The sequence below is a fragment of the Curtobacterium sp. MCLR17_058 genome (assembly GCF_003234705.2).
Lineage (GTDB): Bacteria > Actinomycetota > Actinomycetes > Actinomycetales > Microbacteriaceae > Curtobacterium > Curtobacterium flaccumfaciens.
Window position 1 is genome coordinate 3,007,318 of sequence record NZ_CP126262.1, and the last position, 15,628, is coordinate 3,022,945.

A 15,628-nucleotide genomic window follows, 5' to 3' on the forward strand; every position below is an offset into this window, starting at 1 on the left:
TCTCCGGCATGCCGTTCTTCCGCGACGCTCCGCGCCCGACCACCCCAGCCGCTCCGTCCAGGGTCCAGGCCGCGTGGTCCGACTCCGCCGGGCACTTCGCGACCCGGTGCCTGCAGCTCATCATCGTCGTGGTGGTCGTCGCCGGCGTCGTCTGGGCGAGCAACATCCTGAGCGTCGTCACGATCCCGGTGCTCCTCGCGCTCATCATCGCGTCGGCCATGCACCCCGTGGTGTCGTGGCTCCGCAAGCACCGGGTGCCGTCCGTGCTGGCCACCCTCGCGGTGCTCATCGGCGTCCTCGCGATCCTGGGGCTGATCGGCTGGCTCATCGTCGTCGCCGTCGAGAACCAGTGGGCGCAGCTGCAGAAGTCGGCAGTCGACGGGTTCCAGCAACTGCAGGAGTTCGCGAAGAACCTGCCGTTCTCGATCTCGGACAAGCAGATCGACGACGCGGTCGCGTCGGCGTCCGACTTCGTCACGAGCGCGCAGTTCGGCTCCGGTGCCCTCGCTGGTGCCTCGGCCACCGCGAACTTCCTGACCGGGCTCGTGCTGATGATCGTCGTGCTGTTCTTCTTCCTGAAGGACGGCCCGAGCATCTGGGAGTTCCTGCTCCGCCCCTTCACCGGTGAGCGCTACGCCCGAGCACGTCGCGTCGGCGACCGGGTCGTCTCGACCCTCGGCGGGTACGTCCGCGGCACCGCCACGGTCGCGGCGGTCGACGCGATCGGCATCGGAGTCGGCATCGCCATCGTCGGCGTGCCCCTCGCCCTGCCGCTGGCCGTCATCGTCTTCATCACCGCGTTCATCCCGATCGTCGGTGCCACCGCCGCCGGCATCCTCGCCGCCCTGGTCGCGCTCGTGGCCCTCGGTCCGGTGCAGGCACTCATCGTGATCGGCATCGTGGTGCTGGTGAACCAGCTCGAGGGCAACCTGCTGCAGCCCGTCCTGATGGGGCGCACCCTCAAGCTGCACGGCCTCGTCATCCTGATCGGGCTGACGGCCGGCACCGTCCTCGCCGGCATCACCGGCGCGATCATCTCGGTGCCGCTGATCGCCGCCGCCTGGGGCGCGATCCTGGTGTGGGACGGTCCGAACACCCCGGCACGACCGTGGCGGAAGAAGCGCAACGAGGACGTCACCGCGCACGAGCTGCCGCAGGGCTGATCCGCAGCGCCGATCCGCGGGGCGCGTTGCGGACATCGGCTTCGCGCAGCGGCCTTCCACCCAGCAGGATGGAGGAGTGCTCGTCTCCATCGTCTACATGAGCCGTGCCGTCGTCCCCTTCGACGACCAGGCCATGGCGGTGCTGCTCGCGGAGTCACGGCTGCGCAACGAGGCGCTCGGGGTCTCCGGGCTCCTGCTCGCGAAGGGCGGCCGGTTCATGCAGCTGCTCGAGGGGCCGGCGTGGAGCGTGCAAGACCGGTACGACGTGATCGCGAAGGACCGCCGTCACGGTGAGGTGAAGTCACTCGTGCGCGAGGACATCGAGCGCCGACGGTTCGATGGCTGGTCGATGGCCTACCGCGCGCTCGACGACTCGGACATCCGCTCCGAAGCGGGCTTCAGTCCCTTCCTGTCCGGCACGATGGACTTCCCGCGCTCGTTCGACCGGACCAGTGCTGCCTGGCTGCTGAAGTGGTTCCGCGACCGCGAGCTGCACGACCTCTGACCCGACCCCGCACGCCGTCGCCGTCGCCGTCGCCGGATCAGCCTTCGCCGAACGCGTCCTCGACGACGGCGAGCAGCCGGTCGCGGTGCTTCGGGTCAGCCGTCGCTGCGATCACCACGCGCCACATCGTCGCCACGGCCGGCATCAGGTCGGTGCGCCGCGTCCGGACGTCGGACACGAGCTGCACGCCGGTGAAGTAGGGCACCACCGTCGACCCGAGCTGCTCCGCGGTCAGGTCCGTCCGGAGCTCCCCGCTGGCGACCGCCAACCGGAACACGTCGACGATCCCGCCGATCCACTGCTCGTAGAAGCTCAGCGTCGCGGTCTGGAACTCGCCGCGCTCCAGCGACAGCCGAATCCCCGCCCGCACGATCGGGTCGGTCCGGAGCAGGTCGGCGATGCCGTGCGACGCCCCGATCAGCGCGGCGACCGGCGAGCTGTCGGTGTGGCTGACGACGTCGAAGGTGCGGGCGTTCTGCTCGCCGATGACGCCGAGCGCCAGGGCGAGCTTCGTCGGGAAGTGGAAGTGCAGGGTGCCCTGCGAGACGCCCGCCGCGCGGGCGATGCCCGCGATCGTCGCGCCGGCGAAGCCGACGCGGTCGAACTCCTCCGCCGCGGCCACCAGGATCTGCTCACGTCGTTCCACGGGACCAGTCTCACAGTCTGGAGGCACGGGGCGGGCCCGCACCGTGCCTCCAGACCGAGGGGTGGTGCGGCTCAGGCCGCGTGCCGGCAGTCCGAGGGGCGGTGCGTCTCAGGCCGCGTGCCGGCCGAGCGTGATGCGCTCCTCGGGCAGGTCCTGCAGGTCGCGCCCGCGGAACCAGCGGAGCAGCCAGTCGGCGGGCGTGCCCGCCACCCCGGTCGGCAGACCGGTGCGGTCGCTGAGGAAGGTACTGAACCCGGGCTCGTCACGGAGCTCGTCCCCGGTCGGGCTGCCGAACGCCATCGCCCAGCCGTCGAACCGACGCGTGCTGATGGACTCACGCGACAACGACTTCACGCCGGTGTGCCGCGGGTCGCGCTCGATCGCGGCGAAGCGGTCCTCGACGCTCCAGACCGGACCCTCGAGCACCTGCATGAAACGGCCGCCCTTGGCGAGCAGGAGCCCGGAGACGCCGAGCGCGTGGTTGCGGAGCCGCGCCTCACGCAGCATGGCGACCAGCTGGTCGTCGGTCAGGTCGTCGACGGCGACGGACATGTAGACGAGGGAGGTGAGGGAAGTCATCCCCTGCAGTCTGGGTCGTGGTCGGCGGCACGGTCAACGCGTCGTCCGCACACCGCACCGGACGGTGCGGCATGCGGACGACGGGCGGGGTTTCGATCAGGTGAGGGCGAGCAGGTTGTTGACCTGTTCGTTGACCCCAGTCAGCGTCGAGATCGGCTTGCCGTTCGCGTAGACGTCGTCGAAGGCGGGCTGCAGCAGGGCCTGCACGTCGGCGGGGTTCTTCGTGACCGGGAACAGGAACGTGGTGTCCTCCTCGACCTGCCGGGTGAACGCCGAGACGTCGAGCCCGCGCTTCCGGAACGACGCCACGGCAGCCTCGGTACCCGCGGGACGGGCGGGGAACACGATCCCGCTCTCACCGACGATCCGCTGGGCCTCGTCGCTGCCCAGGAACGCCACCCACTTCGCGGCGGCCTCGGGGTCCTTCGCCTGCTTCGTGATCGAGTCGCCGAGCCCGTTGAACATCGACGCACGATGGCCCGACGGGCCGATCGGGGTCGGAGCGACCGCGACGTCGAGGTCCTCCATGCCGAGGTACGAACCGATCATCCACGAGCCGTTGAACGACAGCGCGCACTTGCCGGCGCCGAGCTGGACCTCGGGCCCGGTCGTGGTGGAGAACACCCCGTACTTCGCCATGTAGCCCTTCTCGGCCAGCCGGTAGTACCAGGCAAGAGTGTCCTGCACGACCCGCTCGTCGTAGCGGAACTTGTCGCCCCACGGGTTCTCGTTCGTGTAGAACCAGTCGACCGATCCGGTGAACGGTGACCACTGGGTCTGGCCGAAGCCGTCACCGCCCGAGCCGTTCGACGAGATCCCGTAGACGGCGACGTCGTCCTTGTCGAAGCCGTCCTCGTCGCCGCGTCGGCCCTTCGAGTCGACGGTCAGCCGCGCGAGCATCCGTTCGAACGTGCCGCCGTCCTCCGGGTTCCACTCGAGCGACCCGAGTTCCTCGGCGGAGACCCCGGCCTTCGCCATCGCCTTCCGGTCGTAGAACATCGCGACGGTGTCCCAGTCCTTCGGCGAGCCGTAGCGGTGGCCGTCCTGGCCCTTCCACAGTTCGGCGAGTCCGGACTGGTAGTCGTCGTCCCGGATGCCCTTCGTGGCGTCGAGTTCGTCGAGCTTGTAGAGCACGTCGAGGTCGGCGTACTGCGGGAACTTCGTCAGGTGGTCGGTGAAGACGTCGGGCGCGGTGCCGGCGATGAAGCCCGCGGTGAGCTTGGTCCAGTAGTCGTTCCACCCGAGCTGGGTGATCTTCACGGTGATGTCCGGGTTCGCGCGGTGGAACGCATCGGCGACGGCCTGGTACGCGGGCTGCTGGTTGGCGTCCCAGAGCCAGTAGCTCACGGTGCGCGCACCCGACCGGTTCGTCGTGCGGCGACCGGGCGACGAGCAGGCGGCGAGCGCGCCGAGGGCCAGGGCGGAGGCACCGCCGGCGAAGAGCGTGCGGCGGGTCAGTTGGTTCGTCATGGTGTTCGTCCTGTCCGACAGCCGGGTCACTTGATCCCGGAGAAGCCGATGGAGTTGACGATCCGCTTGGCGAAGACGCCGAACAGCAGGATCATCGGGAGCGCCGCCACCAGGGTCGCGGCCATGAGCCCGGCCCAGTCGGTGCCGGACTGCGGGGTCTGCGACTTGAAGACGCCGAGCGCGACGGTCAGCACCCGCGAGCTGTCGGTGTACGACACCATGAGGGGCCAGAAGTAGTCGTTCCAGCTCGTGATGTACGTCAGCACGGCGAGGGTGGCGATCGGGGCCGCCGCCATCGGGATGACGAGCCGGAAGAACACGCGGACCTTCCCGGCGCCGTCGATGAGCGCCGCCTCTTCGACCTCCTTCGAGATGCCGAGGAAGAACTGCCGCAGGAAGAACACCGCGAACGGGGTCATGAACATCGTCGGCAGGGCGATGCCGAGCAGGTTGTCGACGAGCCCGAGCTGCTTGATGAGGGTGAAGTTCGGCAGCAGCGTGAAGATCGCGGGGACCATCAGCCCGGCCAGGAACACCCCGAACACCTTGTCGCGACCGGGCCAGCGCAGCCGGGCGAATGCGTAGGCGGCCGCTGCCGAGAAGAACACCTGGCCGACGGTGACGAGCGTCGACACCAGGATCGAGTTGAGCAGGTACCGCCAGAAGTTCAGCGCGGCGCCGGAGCCGCCCTGCGCCAACGCCTCTTCGGTGGACTGCAGGCCGAAGACCCGCTCGAACCCGCCCAGGCTGAACCCGACGGGCAGCAGCGAGGTGGGGTCGGAGTTGATCGCGGTGTTCGACGACAGCGCGGTGCGCAGGATCCAGTAGAACGGGAACAGGGTGACGACGATGACGAGGATCATCGCGACCCAGGCGAGCACCCGGCCGAGCGACGGGCGACGACGGTGGCCGGCGCCCATCCGCGGCGGACGGGACGTGGTGACGGAACGGGTGAGTGTCGTGGTCATGGCGCTTCCGTTCAGTCCAGGTCGGACTCACCCGAGCGGGTGAGGCGGTACTGGATGATCGTGATGATGCTGAGGACGATGAGGAGCGCGACCGAGACCGCGGACGCGTAGCCGAACTGGAACCGGCCGAACGCCAGGTTGTAGATGTAGTTCTGCACGACGTTCGTGGCGTTCGCGGGGCCGCCCTGCGTGGTGACGGCGACGGTGTCGAACACCTGGAACGACCCGATCACGGTGATGATCAGCACCAGGGACAGGATCGGGCGGAGCAGCGGCACCGTGATGCGCCAGAACATCTTCCACTCGCTCGCACCGTCGATGCGTCCGGCCTCGTACACGGTCTCGGGCAGCGACTGCAGGCCGGCGAAGATGAGCAGCGCCGTGTAGCCGACGTGCCGCCAGACGTTGATGAGCGCGATCGAGGGGATGCCCCAGACGTCGCTCTGCAGGAACGGGATGCGGTCGAGCCCAAGTGCGGCGAGCATCTCGTTGCCGATGCCGAGCTGGGTGTCGAGGATCCAGAGCCAGACCAGGGCGGCGACGACGTTCGACACCAGGTACGGCGCGAGCACGATGCCGCGCACGAAGGTCGACTTCGTCAGCCGGTGCATCATCACGGCGATGAACAGCGCGACGACGGTCTGGATGACGATGTTGATGAGCACGTACTCGACGGTCACCACCATCGAGTGCCAGAAGATCGAGTCCTGCACCAGGCGGGCGTAGTTCTGCAGGCCGGTGAACTCGGGCTCGGTGAGCAGGTTGTACGAGGTGAAGCTCAGGTAGATGCCCCGCACGGTCGGCCAGGCGAGGAACACCGCGAACCCGACGGCTGCCGGGGCGATGAAGACGAGCGCGAGCCACAGGTCGTTCCTGGGGGGGCGCCGTGGTGCGGTGGTGCGGGCACGGGCGAGGTCGGCGGACCGACTCCTCCGTCTCGTGCTGGCGGTCGTCAAGGGTGACGACACAGGGCTCTCGGTTGCCATCGCGACTCCTTCGTCTGCGGTGGACTGACGTGCAGCAGTCCGTGAGCCGGGAATCTACACGTGGGGACCACTGCTGGCAAGAGGCTCTTTCCGGGCTGTCGACGGGGGTTGTCACGTGTAGACAGCATGTGTCAGGATGGCGCTCGATCGCATCGGAGCGACCCGCTCGGCGACGCATCCCACACCCCTGGAAAGGTCACTGATGATCTCTGTCGGAATGGTCGGCGCGGGCCAGTTCGCCCCCCAGTTCGCCAAGCTGTTCAAGCTCCACCCCGACGTGGACCGGGTCTACGTCACGGACCTCGTCGACGAGCGCGCGTCCGAACTCGTCGAGACACAGCACCTCGACGGCACGTTCCCGGACTTCGACGCGGTTCTCGCCTCGGACGTCGACGCCGTCGCGATCTTCACGCAGCGCTGGACCCACGGTCCGCTCGTGGTCAAGGCCCTGCGCGCCGGCAAGCACGTGTACTCCGCCGTGCCGATGGCGATCTCCGTCGACGAGATCCGCGACATCATCCAGGCCGTCCGCGAGACCGGCCTGACCTACATGATGGGCGAGACGAGCTACTACAACCCCGCGACGGTGTTCGCCCGGAAGCAGGTCGCCGCCGGCGCCTTCGGCCGGGTGTTCTACGCCGAGGGCGACTACGTGCACGACATGGACCTCGGCTTCTACGCCGCGTACCAGTACAGCGGGGGCGACGAGTGGAAGCGCACCGCCAGCTACCCGCCCATGCTCTACCCGACGCACTCGGTCGGCGGGGTCCTCGGTGCGATCCCCGGGCACGCGGTCAGCGTCAGCTGCATCGGTGTGAAGGACGACCGCGGCGACGGCGTCTTCGACAAGGACGTCAGCCAGTTCGACAACGACTTCTCGAACGCCACCGCCCTGTTCGAGCTCGACAACGGCGGGGTCATGCGCATCAACGAGATGCGTCGGGTCGGCTACCCGTCGCACATCCGTGAGTCGCGCTTCCGCTACTTCGGCACCGAGGCCAGCTTCGAGCAGCTCGCGAAGACCAGCGTCTGGCAGGACAAGGAGGACTCGTACGACATCAGCGACAAGATCGACACGCAGGCGACGATGTCCCTCGACGACCCGCGCCTGGCCGACGTCGACCCGTCCCTGCGCGACGCGTTCGTCTCCGGCTACGCCGAGGTGCACGACACCGACCGTCTGCCCGCCGAGTACGACGGTGTGCCGACCGGGCACGAGGGCAGCCACCAGTTCCTCGCGGACGACTTCGTCCGTGCCGTCGTCGACCGGACCCTGCCGCCGGTGAACGCCTGGACCGCCGCGCGCTTCACCCTGCCGGGCATCATCGCCCACCAGTCCGCGCTGCAGGGTGGCGCCCGCCTCGACGTGCCGGACTTCGGTGACGCCCCGGAGACGACGAGCGCTGCGACGGCGAGCGCACCGACGTCAGCAGGCAGCACGTCGTCGGCTACGATCGCGTCCGAGTAACACGTGTCGTTCGGGTGCCGGTCCGTCGTGGGCCGGCACCCGAACGACGCTCCCGGACCCGACGAAGGTGGCACCCGTGACCGTCCCGACGAACCCCAGGGCGGTCACCCGTGCGGACGTCGCCCGCTACGCCGGGGTCAGCACCTCCGTCGTCAGCTACGTCGTGCACGACGGACCGCGCCCCGTCGCGGCCGCCACCGCCGCCCGCGTGCGCGAGGCCATCCGCGTCCTCGGCTACCGCCCGAACGCGAGCGCCCAGGCCCTGCGCACCGGCTCGTCGAAGATGCTCGGCCTGATCGTGCCCGAGCTCGACAACCCGTTCTGGTCCGAGCTCGCCGTCGCCGTCACCCACGCCGCCGCTGCACGCGGCTACGACGTCCTGCTCGCCAACAGCGACGGTGATGCCGCCCAGGAGCGCGAGCGCCTCCGCAGCCTGTCCGCCCGCCAGGTCGACGGCATCATCGTGACGAGCATCATGACCCACCCGGACCTGTCGACCGTCACTGACCCCGGCCTGCCGATGGTCCTGCTCAACACGTTCTTCGAGGTCCCCGAGTACGCCAGCATCGGTGTCGACGCCCTGCGTGGCGCTCTCGACGGCACGCAGCACCTGGTCGAGCACGGCTACCGCTCGATCGGCCTCGTGATGGGGCACACCGGCTCGATGGAGCTCCGCGAGCAGGGCTGGATGCGTGCCCTGCGCCAGGCTGGCCTGCCCGACGGGCCCATCGTCCGCACCGACTTCACCCGGCGCGGTGGCTACGAAGCCGGCCTCCGCATGTTCGCCGAGGAGACCGGGCCCCGAGCCGTCTTCGTCAGCTCGGACATGCAGGCGATCGGCCTGATGCGCGCACTGTGGGAACTCGGTCTGCGCGTCCCCGAGGACGTCGCGATCGTGTCGTTCGACGGCGCGGCCGAGGCGGACTACACCAACCCGCAGCTCACCACGGTCCGGCAGCCGATCGAGACGATGGCGGTCGCCGCGGTCGACCGCGTGCTCGGCCTCGACGCCGACAACCAGTGGCACCGCGACCTGGTCCCCGCCGAGTTGGTCCTCGGCGCGAGTTGCGGGTGCGACGTGCGTCGCTGACCGGACGGGAGGCGCGGGGCGGGGCCGCCACGGGCCTCCTGTCCGTCAGCCGGTCGCGTTCAGGACACCGGCTCCACGACGGCGCGGAGGCGTGCGGTCGGGATGCGCTGCTGCGCATCCACGGTCACGGCGGCAGCTTCGACCGCCTCGCCGGTCTCGGCGTCGACGAAGCGCAGGTCCGACGCTCGCTCGGACGGGCGGTGCCGGTCGGCCCAGCCGCCGAGGGCGAGCAGCACGAGCGACAGGTCGCGGCCGGCGTCGGTCAGGACGTACTCCTCGCGGGCACGTGCCCCCTCGGGCTTGTAGGTCGTGCGCTCGAGCACTCCCCCGTCGACGAGTGAGGCCAGGCGTGCGGTCAGGACCTCGCGCGGGATGCCGAGACTCTGCTGGAACTGGCTGAAGCGGGTCGAGCCGCCGAGGGCGTCGCGGACGATCATGAGCGTCCACTTCTCGCCGAGGACGTCGAGGGAGCGTGCAATGGGGCAGCGCTCGTCGCCGCCGAGGATGCCGAGCATGTGTTCATCCTAGCTGGGTTCGATTTCCGGACACAACGTGCTAGGTTCGGTTTCCGTACTCAACTTCTCTTGTCTGGAGCACTCATGACCGACCTCACCAATGCCGTCGTCCTCGTCACCGGAGCGAACGGCGGCCTCGGCGCCGAGTTCGTCCGCCAGGCCTTGGAGCGTGGCGCCACCAAGGTCTACGCGACCGCCCGCAACCCGCGCACCTGGGACGACGAGCGCATCGTCCCGCTCGCCCTCGACGTCACGAGCCAGGAGAGCGTCGACGCCGCGGCTCGCGCCGCGGCCGACGTGACCATCGTCGTGAACAACGCCGGGATCGCCGGCTCCGACCCGCTCGTCGACGTCTCCGTCGAAGAGGTCGAGCGCATCTTCGCCACCAACGTCTTCGGTGCACTCCGCGTCGCCAAGGCCTTCGCCCCCTCGATCGCCAACGGTGCGCTGGTCGACGTGCACTCCGCCCTGAGCTGGGTCGCCCTCGCCGGCGCGTACTCGGCGTCGAAGGCCGCGTTCTGGTCGATCACGAACTCGCTGCGTCTCGAGCTCGCACCCCAGGGCACCCAGGTCGTCGGCGCCCACCTCGGCTACACCGACACCGGCATGATCGCCGACCTCGACGTCGAGAAGTCCGACCCCGCCGACATCGTCCGTTCGATCTGGGACGCGGTCGAGGCCGGCGAGCACGAGGTCCTCGCCGACCAGGTCAGCCGCGACGTCCGTGCCGGTCTGAGCGCCCCGCTCACCGCGCTCTACCCGATGCTCGCCAGCGCCTGAGGCCGGTTCTCGTCGGGACGGTGACGGTTCTGGTTCACGAACGCCCGGGTTCCTGAACCAGAACCGTCACCCGCCCCGATCGCGTCAGCCGCCCGCGCCACGCTCGGTGATCCGACGGTTCGTGGCGGTGATGGCGGCGCGCTCGTCGTCGGACAGGCCACCGGCGTGGAGGATCCGGCCCAGCACGTCGCTCTTCCGCTCGATGTAGTCGTCGATGTCCTCGGCCTCGGTGGCTGCCCGGCGTTTCACGGCGGCGTACTCGTCGCGGAGCACCGGGTCGGCACGCAGCACGTCGCGGACGGCCAGGTGGTTCCGCAGCGCGAGCGACCCGGCCGCGACGACGTAGGTGTTGGTCGGGGCGAACCGCTCCGGTGCCCGGAACGCCTGCCTGTCCGGGACGCCGAGTTCACCGCGCGGCTCGAAGCCGATCGTCGCCATCGCCGCCACTGCAGCCGGGACGTCGGCAGCGTCCACCACGATGTCGACATCGAGCACGGGCTTCGCTGCCAAGCCGGGCACGGACGTGCTGCCCACGTGCTCGATGCTCCGGAACGGCACATCGGCGTCGTCGAGCGCGGCGGCGTACGCATCGTGCAGCTGCCGGAACCGCTCGGGCCAGGACGGCCGGTACTCGACGACCTCGATCACGGGGCCGGCGTCGGCGCGAGGAGCTGGAACATGACGTGGTCGCGCCAGACCCCGTTGATCTTGATGTACTCCGGCGCGAAGCCGTACCGGGTGAAGCCCGCCGACTCGAGCGCGCGCTGCGAGCCGACGTTCTCGGGCAGGGTCTCGGCCTGCACGCGGTGGAGACGGAGCACGTCGAACGCGTGATCGGCCGCTGCGCGGACAGCGCGGGACGCATGGCCCTGGCGCGTGCGGTCGGCGCGGATCCAGTACCCCATCGCGCACGACTGCAGGGCGCCGCGGACGACGCCGCTCAGCGTGATGCGGCCGAGGAGTTCCCCGTCGGTCGACTCGATGACGAACGGCACCGCGTTGCCCGCGCGCTGCGTAGCGAGGGCCTGCGTGACGACGTCCCGCTGGCCGGACTCCGTGTAGTACGACGGCGCTCGGGCCGGTTCCCACGGTCGCAGGTGGTCAGCGTTCTCGGTGATGACCGCAGCCAGGACGGCCGCGTCGTCGAGGCGGAGTGGGCGCAACCGTGTGTCCATCGCGGAGGGTGTGGGATTCGACTTCGCCTCTTCGCCCGGTAACTGCACGGAGTGGGCCTCGGATCGTTGAAAAGACGGCAACGTTTGGCACTCCTCAATCGCAACGGTGTCGATGGACGATGTGGTGTCGGAGGCAGGATGTGGAAAGCAAAACGCTCCGCCCCCGGGGCCTCCTCCAACAGTCTGACGCAGATGGAGTACAGCCCGAGTCCCGCTACACCAATTGGCTGTTGACGATTCAACTCGCCTGGTGGTGGAGATGAGGTGGGCCGCGCTTCATGAGGCATGGATGTCGGTCGAAGAGCACAAAGCGGTCGACGTCTCTGCCAGTCAACCCCAGTTACGGTCGCTGACCTTCTTGGCGGGGTTGCCGGCCCACACTTCACCTGCGGGTACATCTTGAGTGACGACGGAGTTCGCTCCGATGACTGCTCGCGCGCCGATGTGACGGTCGCTGGTTCCAGTGAGGATCACGGCACCGGTGCAGAGGATTGCCCCATCACCGATGTACGTGTGCCCGGGGTACGACCCATCCAGCCGTGCCCGACCGATCGTGACGTGGTGGTAGATCCGTACGTCGTCGCCGATCTTGACCCGCGGGTGGAGCACCGTGCCGACGCCGCGATGCTCGATCGTCAGGCGCTTCCCGACCTCGATCGACGCAGGGCAATCAAAGCCCAGGACGTAGCCGAACTGGCGCAGCAGGTTTCCGAGCACGGGCACACGCCGGTAGTCGACGATCATTGCGGTCATCCCCATGATGGCGAGGCTACTTCATCATGAGGTCGCGCTCAGGATCAGAAATGACCCGTTGCTGCCTTGAGTTCCTGAAGGAGCTCGGCCGGGCACTGTGGCGGAGGGTGTGGGATTCGAACCCACGAGACATCTCTGCCCACCTGTTTTCAAGACAGGCTCCATCGGCCGCTCGGACAACCCTCCAGTGACGCGACCACGTGGCGAGACGTGATCGCGTCCCGGGAAGTCTACCCGGGCCTCCAGGCAGGGGTGCGCGCGAGCGCGGACTAACGGGGCAGGGAGTCGAGCGCCGCTGCCAGGCCGTCGTCGGTGATGCCGCCGGTGAGCTCGTTGCCGGCGTCGACGACGTCGTCCGGAGCCTGGCCCATGACGACGCCGCGACCGGAGGTCGAGGCCCAGCGGAGCATGTCGATGTCGTTGCGGCCGTCGCCCGCGGCGAAGACGCGGGAACGCGGGATGTCGAGCCACTCGCGGACGCGCTCCATCGCGGTGGCCTTCGTCACGCCCTCCGGAGCGATGTCGAGCCACGACGTCCAGCCGACGGAGTACGAGACCTTGTGCAGGCCCATCTGCTCGACGATCTGCAGGAAGTCCTCGGTGTCGTGGCCGGGCGAGATGACGACGACGCGGGTGGCCTCGACGCCGAGCAGCTGCTCGAACGGCACGTGCTCGCCCTCGACGGTCATCGTGTCGTCGGGGAAGTTGCCGGACAGCAGGAAGTGACCGGTCTCGTCCTCGACGCCGAACGCGGCGTTCTCGAGCGCGCCGTGGATGGTCTGCAGCACCTCGGACGGGTCGAACCGCTCGACGTGTTCGCGCACGTAGGAGCCGTCGGCGCGGCGGGCCAGGATGAGCGCACCGTTGGCGCACACCAGGTACTTCGGCCGGATGCCGAGGGTCTCGAGCAGGGGCACGGTCATGCCCTCGCTGCGGCCGGTCGAGAGCATGACCTCGTGCCCGGCGGCCTCGGCGTCACGGACTGCCGCCACGACGGCCTCGGTGATGACACCGTCCTCGCGCATGGTGGTGCCGTCGATGTCGAGCGCGACCAACCAGCGCTTGGTGCGGGCGGGCGCGTCGGTGCCCGCGCCCTGCTCGGTGCCGTCCACGAACCGTCCCTGGGTGCTCATCGGGGCTCGATCACCTCGACGCCACCGAGGTAGGGGCGCAGGACCTCCGGCACGACGACGGAACCGTCGGCCTGCTGGTGCGTCTCGAGGATCGCGACGATCCAGCGGGTGGTGGCGAGGGTGCCGTTCAGGGTGGCGACCGGGGCGGTCTTGCCGCTCTCGGTGCGGTAGCGGATGTCGAGGCGGCGGGCCTGGTACGTCGTGCAGTTCGACGTCGAGGTGAGCTCGCGGAACGTGCCCTGCGTCGGGACCCAGGCCTCGATGTCGTACTTCTTCGCGGCGCTCGTGCCGAGGTCACCGCCGGCGACGTCGATCACGCGGTAGTGCAGCCCGAGGTCCTGCAGCATCTGCTCCTGGTGGGCGACGAGGCGCTCGTGCTCGGCCTCGGCCTGGTCCGGGTGGACGTAGGCGAACATCTCGAGCTTGTTGAACTGGTGCACGCGGAGGATGCCGCGGTTGTCCTTGCCCGCCGAACCGGCCTCGCGGCGGTAGCAGGTCGACCAGCCGGCGTAGCGGTGGGCCTGTCCTTCCTCGAGCGGCAGGATCTCGTCGGCGTGGAACCCGGCGAGGGCGACCTCGCTCGTGCCGGTCAGGTACAGGTCGTCGGCTTCGAGCCGGTAGACCTCGGCCGCGTGCTCACCGAGGAACCCGGTGCCGGCCATCGTCTCGGGGCGGACGAGCGTGGGGGTGATGAGCGGCTCGAAGCCGGCGGCGATCGCACGGTCGAGGCCGAGCGACATCAGCGCGATCTCGAGCCGGGCGCCCATACCGCGCAGGAAGTAGAAGCGCGAGCCGGAGACCTTCACGCCGCGCGGGATGTCGATGATGCCGAGGTGCTCGCCGAGGTCGGCGTGGTCCTTCGGCTCGAAGTCGAACTCGGGCTTGGTGCCGACGGTGCGGAGCGTGACGAAGTCGTCCTCGCCGCCCTCGGGCACACCGGGGAGCACGACGTTCGGGATGCCGCGGACGACGGTGTTGAAGGTGTCCTCGGCCGCGGTGACGGTGGCCTGCGCCTCCTTCACCTTGGCGGCGAGGGCCTGGGCCTGCTGCACGAGCGCGGCCTTCTCGTCCTTCGGGGCCTTGGCGACGGTCTTGCCGAAGGCGTTCTGCTCGGCGCGGAGCGACTCGAACGAGGTGATCGCACTGCGGCGGGCGGAATCGGCGGCGACGGCTTCGTCGACGACGGCCACGGAGGCACCACGCGCCTGCTGTGAAGCCTTGATGACGTCCGGGTTGTCGCGAAGCAGCTGTGGATCGATCACCGCCCCATCCTAGACGGGGGCAACCGCACGCAGCCTCGATCGGTAGCGTGGACGTATGTCGACCCCTTCGGAGACCGCGCCCGCGGACCAGGACGCCCTCCCCACCGAGCAGCGGACGGCCGCGGTGGTCTACAACCCGGTCAAGGTCCACCTGCCGACCCTCAAGCGCACGGTCGCGGAACACCAGCAGCAGGCCGGCTGGGCCGAGACCCTGTGGTTCGAGACCTCGGAAGAAGACCCGGGCGGCGGCATGGCCCGCGCGGCGATCGAGGCCGGTGCCGACGTCGTCGCGGCGGCCGGTGGTGACGGGACCGTCCGTGCGGTCGCCGAGGTCGTGCACGAGTCCGGTTCGACCCTGGCGCTGCTGCCGAGCGGCACCGGCAACCTGCTCGCGCGCAACATGAAGCTCCCCCTCGACGACCTCGCCGCGAGCGTCCGGACGATCTTCCACGGCGACGACCGCAAGATCGACTTCGGCATGCTCAAGGTCGAGCGCCCCGGCGGCGAGCGCGAACGTTTCGGCTTCCTGGTGATGGCGGGCCTCGGGCTCGACGCCCGGATGCTCGTGAACACCCGCCCCGAGCTGAAGAAGAAGGTCGGCTGGCTCGCCTACGTCGACTCGCTGTTCCGTTCGGTGCGCGACGCCAACGCGTTCGAGTTCCGCTACCAGCTGGACGACGACGGCAACCACTCGCTCCGGGCACACTCGCTCATCGTCGGCAACTGCGGCATGCTGCAGGCCGGCGCGATCCTGCTCCCGGACGCCGAGATCGACGACGGCGTGTTCGACATCGCCGTGATGCGTCCTCGCGGGTTCTTCGGCTGGGTGCGGATCGGTGCCCGGGTGTTCTGGGAGAACGGGATCCTGCGGGCGTTCCGCCGGTCGAACCTGGGCAAGACCGCGGTCGGCAAGAAGATCGTCTCGAAGTCGCGCGAGGAACGACCCCTGCGCTACCTGCGCGGGCAGGAGTTCACGGCGCGGCTCGAGCGGCCCGACGAGTTCGAGATCGACGGCGACCCGGTGGGCGAGGTCATCGCCTTCCGTTCGCGCATCGACCCGATGGGGCTCTCCGTGCGCGTGCCGGACCCGGCGGACGACCGCCACGGCTCGCGCCAGGTGCCCTGAGCCGGGGCA

The 15,628-nt window shown here is 69.4% G+C and carries 17 protein-coding genes and 1 tRNA gene; 6 read left to right on the top strand and 12 right to left on the bottom strand.

Annotated features, from left to right (window positions below; translation table 11 throughout):
• Positions 1-8: 8 nt before the first annotated feature.
• Positions 9-1,163: an AI-2E family transporter gene (locus DEJ11_RS14155; protein WP_111047677.1), complete on the top strand. Its 1,155-nt coding sequence runs from the start codon at positions 9-11 to the stop codon at positions 1,161-1,163.
• Positions 1,164-1,239: 76 nt separating this feature from the next.
• Complete coding sequence (locus tag DEJ11_RS14160) at positions 1,240-1,668, top strand: BLUF domain-containing protein (protein ID WP_017888306.1); 429 nt, start codon at positions 1,240-1,242, stop codon at positions 1,666-1,668.
• 37 nt (positions 1,669-1,705) lie between these two features.
• Here the strand turns inward: DEJ11_RS14160 and DEJ11_RS14165 are convergent, their stop codons facing one another.
• The 5 genes from DEJ11_RS14165 to DEJ11_RS14185 all read right to left on the bottom strand — a co-directional run bounded on the left by DEJ11_RS14165 (position 1,706) and on the right by DEJ11_RS14185 (position 6,317).
• The gene (locus tag DEJ11_RS14165) at positions 1,706-2,314 is read right to left on the bottom strand and encodes a ScbR family autoregulator-binding transcription factor (RefSeq protein WP_146250700.1); all 609 of its coding nucleotides are present in this window, start codon (positions 2,312-2,314) and stop codon (positions 1,706-1,708) included.
• Between the two features lie 108 nt (positions 2,315-2,422).
• A complete protein-coding gene (locus DEJ11_RS14170; protein WP_051596847.1) occupies positions 2,423-2,893 on the bottom strand; it encodes a BLUF domain-containing protein in 471 nt (156 codons plus the stop codon).
• A 96-nt stretch (positions 2,894-2,989) separates the two neighbouring features.
• Positions 2,990-4,363 carry an ABC transporter substrate-binding protein gene (locus DEJ11_RS14175; protein ID WP_220035474.1) on the bottom strand — a complete coding sequence of 458 codons (1,374 nt, stop codon included), beginning with the start codon at positions 4,361-4,363 and terminating at the stop codon, positions 2,990-2,992.
• A gap of 26 nt (positions 4,364-4,389) precedes the next feature.
• Complete coding sequence (locus tag DEJ11_RS14180) at positions 4,390-5,331, bottom strand: carbohydrate ABC transporter permease (protein WP_027466099.1); 942 nt, start codon at positions 5,329-5,331, stop codon at positions 4,390-4,392.
• A gap of 11 nt (positions 5,332-5,342) precedes the next feature.
• On the bottom strand, positions 5,343-6,317 hold the full coding sequence (locus DEJ11_RS14185) for a carbohydrate ABC transporter permease (RefSeq protein WP_258375547.1): 975 nt from the start codon (positions 6,315-6,317) through the stop codon (positions 5,343-5,345).
• 202 nt (positions 6,318-6,519) lie between these two features.
• Between DEJ11_RS14185 and DEJ11_RS14190 the strand changes: the two genes are divergently transcribed.
• Together DEJ11_RS14190 and DEJ11_RS14195 are read left to right on the top strand one after the other, a co-directional pair.
• Positions 6,520-7,785, top strand: coding sequence for a Gfo/Idh/MocA family protein (locus tag DEJ11_RS14190; protein ID WP_372440197.1), 1,266 nt, complete (start codon positions 6,520-6,522; stop codon positions 7,783-7,785).
• A gap of 76 nt (positions 7,786-7,861) precedes the next feature.
• Positions 7,862-8,875: a LacI family DNA-binding transcriptional regulator gene (locus DEJ11_RS14195; RefSeq protein ID WP_258375548.1), complete on the top strand. Its 1,014-nt coding sequence runs from the start codon at positions 7,862-7,864 to the stop codon at positions 8,873-8,875.
• Between the two features lie 59 nt (positions 8,876-8,934).
• On the opposite strand, the gene DEJ11_RS14200 is transcribed toward DEJ11_RS14195, so the two are convergent.
• Complete coding sequence (locus DEJ11_RS14200) at positions 8,935-9,390, bottom strand: winged helix-turn-helix transcriptional regulator (protein WP_111105097.1); 456 nt, start codon at positions 9,388-9,390, stop codon at positions 8,935-8,937.
• An 84-nt stretch (positions 9,391-9,474) separates the two neighbouring features.
• On the opposite strand from DEJ11_RS14200, the gene DEJ11_RS14205 reads away from it, so the two are divergent.
• Positions 9,475-10,170: an SDR family oxidoreductase gene (locus DEJ11_RS14205; protein ID WP_111105098.1), complete on the top strand. Its 696-nt coding sequence runs from the start codon at positions 9,475-9,477 to the stop codon at positions 10,168-10,170.
• Between the two features lie 84 nt (positions 10,171-10,254).
• On the opposite strand, the gene DEJ11_RS14210 is transcribed toward DEJ11_RS14205, so the two are convergent.
• The 6 genes from DEJ11_RS14210 to serS all read right to left on the bottom strand — a co-directional run bounded on the left by DEJ11_RS14210 (position 10,255) and on the right by serS (position 14,493).
• On the bottom strand, positions 10,255-10,818 hold the full coding sequence (locus DEJ11_RS14210) for a GrpB family protein (RefSeq protein ID WP_111105099.1): 564 nt from the start codon (positions 10,816-10,818) through the stop codon (positions 10,255-10,257).
• Entirely contained in the window at positions 10,815-11,333 is a 519-nt protein-coding gene (locus tag DEJ11_RS14215; protein WP_258375549.1) for a GNAT family N-acetyltransferase, read from the bottom strand. Before DEJ11_RS14215 ends, DEJ11_RS14210 begins: the two co-directional genes overlap by 4 nt.
• Before the next feature lie 342 nt (positions 11,334-11,675).
• Positions 11,676-12,104 carry a serine O-acetyltransferase gene (locus DEJ11_RS14220; RefSeq protein WP_111105100.1) on the bottom strand — a complete coding sequence of 143 codons (429 nt, stop codon included), beginning with the start codon at positions 12,102-12,104 and terminating at the stop codon, positions 11,676-11,678.
• Between the two features lie 92 nt (positions 12,105-12,196).
• Positions 12,197-12,284 (bottom strand) — tRNA-Ser (locus DEJ11_RS14225).
• A gap of 83 nt (positions 12,285-12,367) precedes the next feature.
• Positions 12,368-13,231 carry an HAD family hydrolase gene (locus tag DEJ11_RS14230; protein ID WP_084741461.1) on the bottom strand — a complete coding sequence of 288 codons (864 nt, stop codon included), beginning with the start codon at positions 13,229-13,231 and terminating at the stop codon, positions 12,368-12,370.
• On the bottom strand, positions 13,228-14,493 hold the full coding sequence (gene serS, locus DEJ11_RS14235; protein ID WP_111023672.1) for a serine--tRNA ligase: 1,266 nt from the start codon (positions 14,491-14,493) through the stop codon (positions 13,228-13,230). The genes DEJ11_RS14230 and serS overlap by 4 nt, the downstream gene beginning before the upstream one ends.
• Positions 14,494-14,548: 55 nt before the next feature.
• Here serS and DEJ11_RS14240 point away from each other — a divergent pair, with 55 nt between their 5' ends.
• The gene (locus DEJ11_RS14240) at positions 14,549-15,619 is read left to right on the top strand and encodes a diacylglycerol/lipid kinase family protein (RefSeq protein WP_111105101.1); all 1,071 of its coding nucleotides are present in this window, start codon (positions 14,549-14,551) and stop codon (positions 15,617-15,619) included.
• The last annotated feature ends 9 nt before the right edge of the window (positions 15,620-15,628 follow it).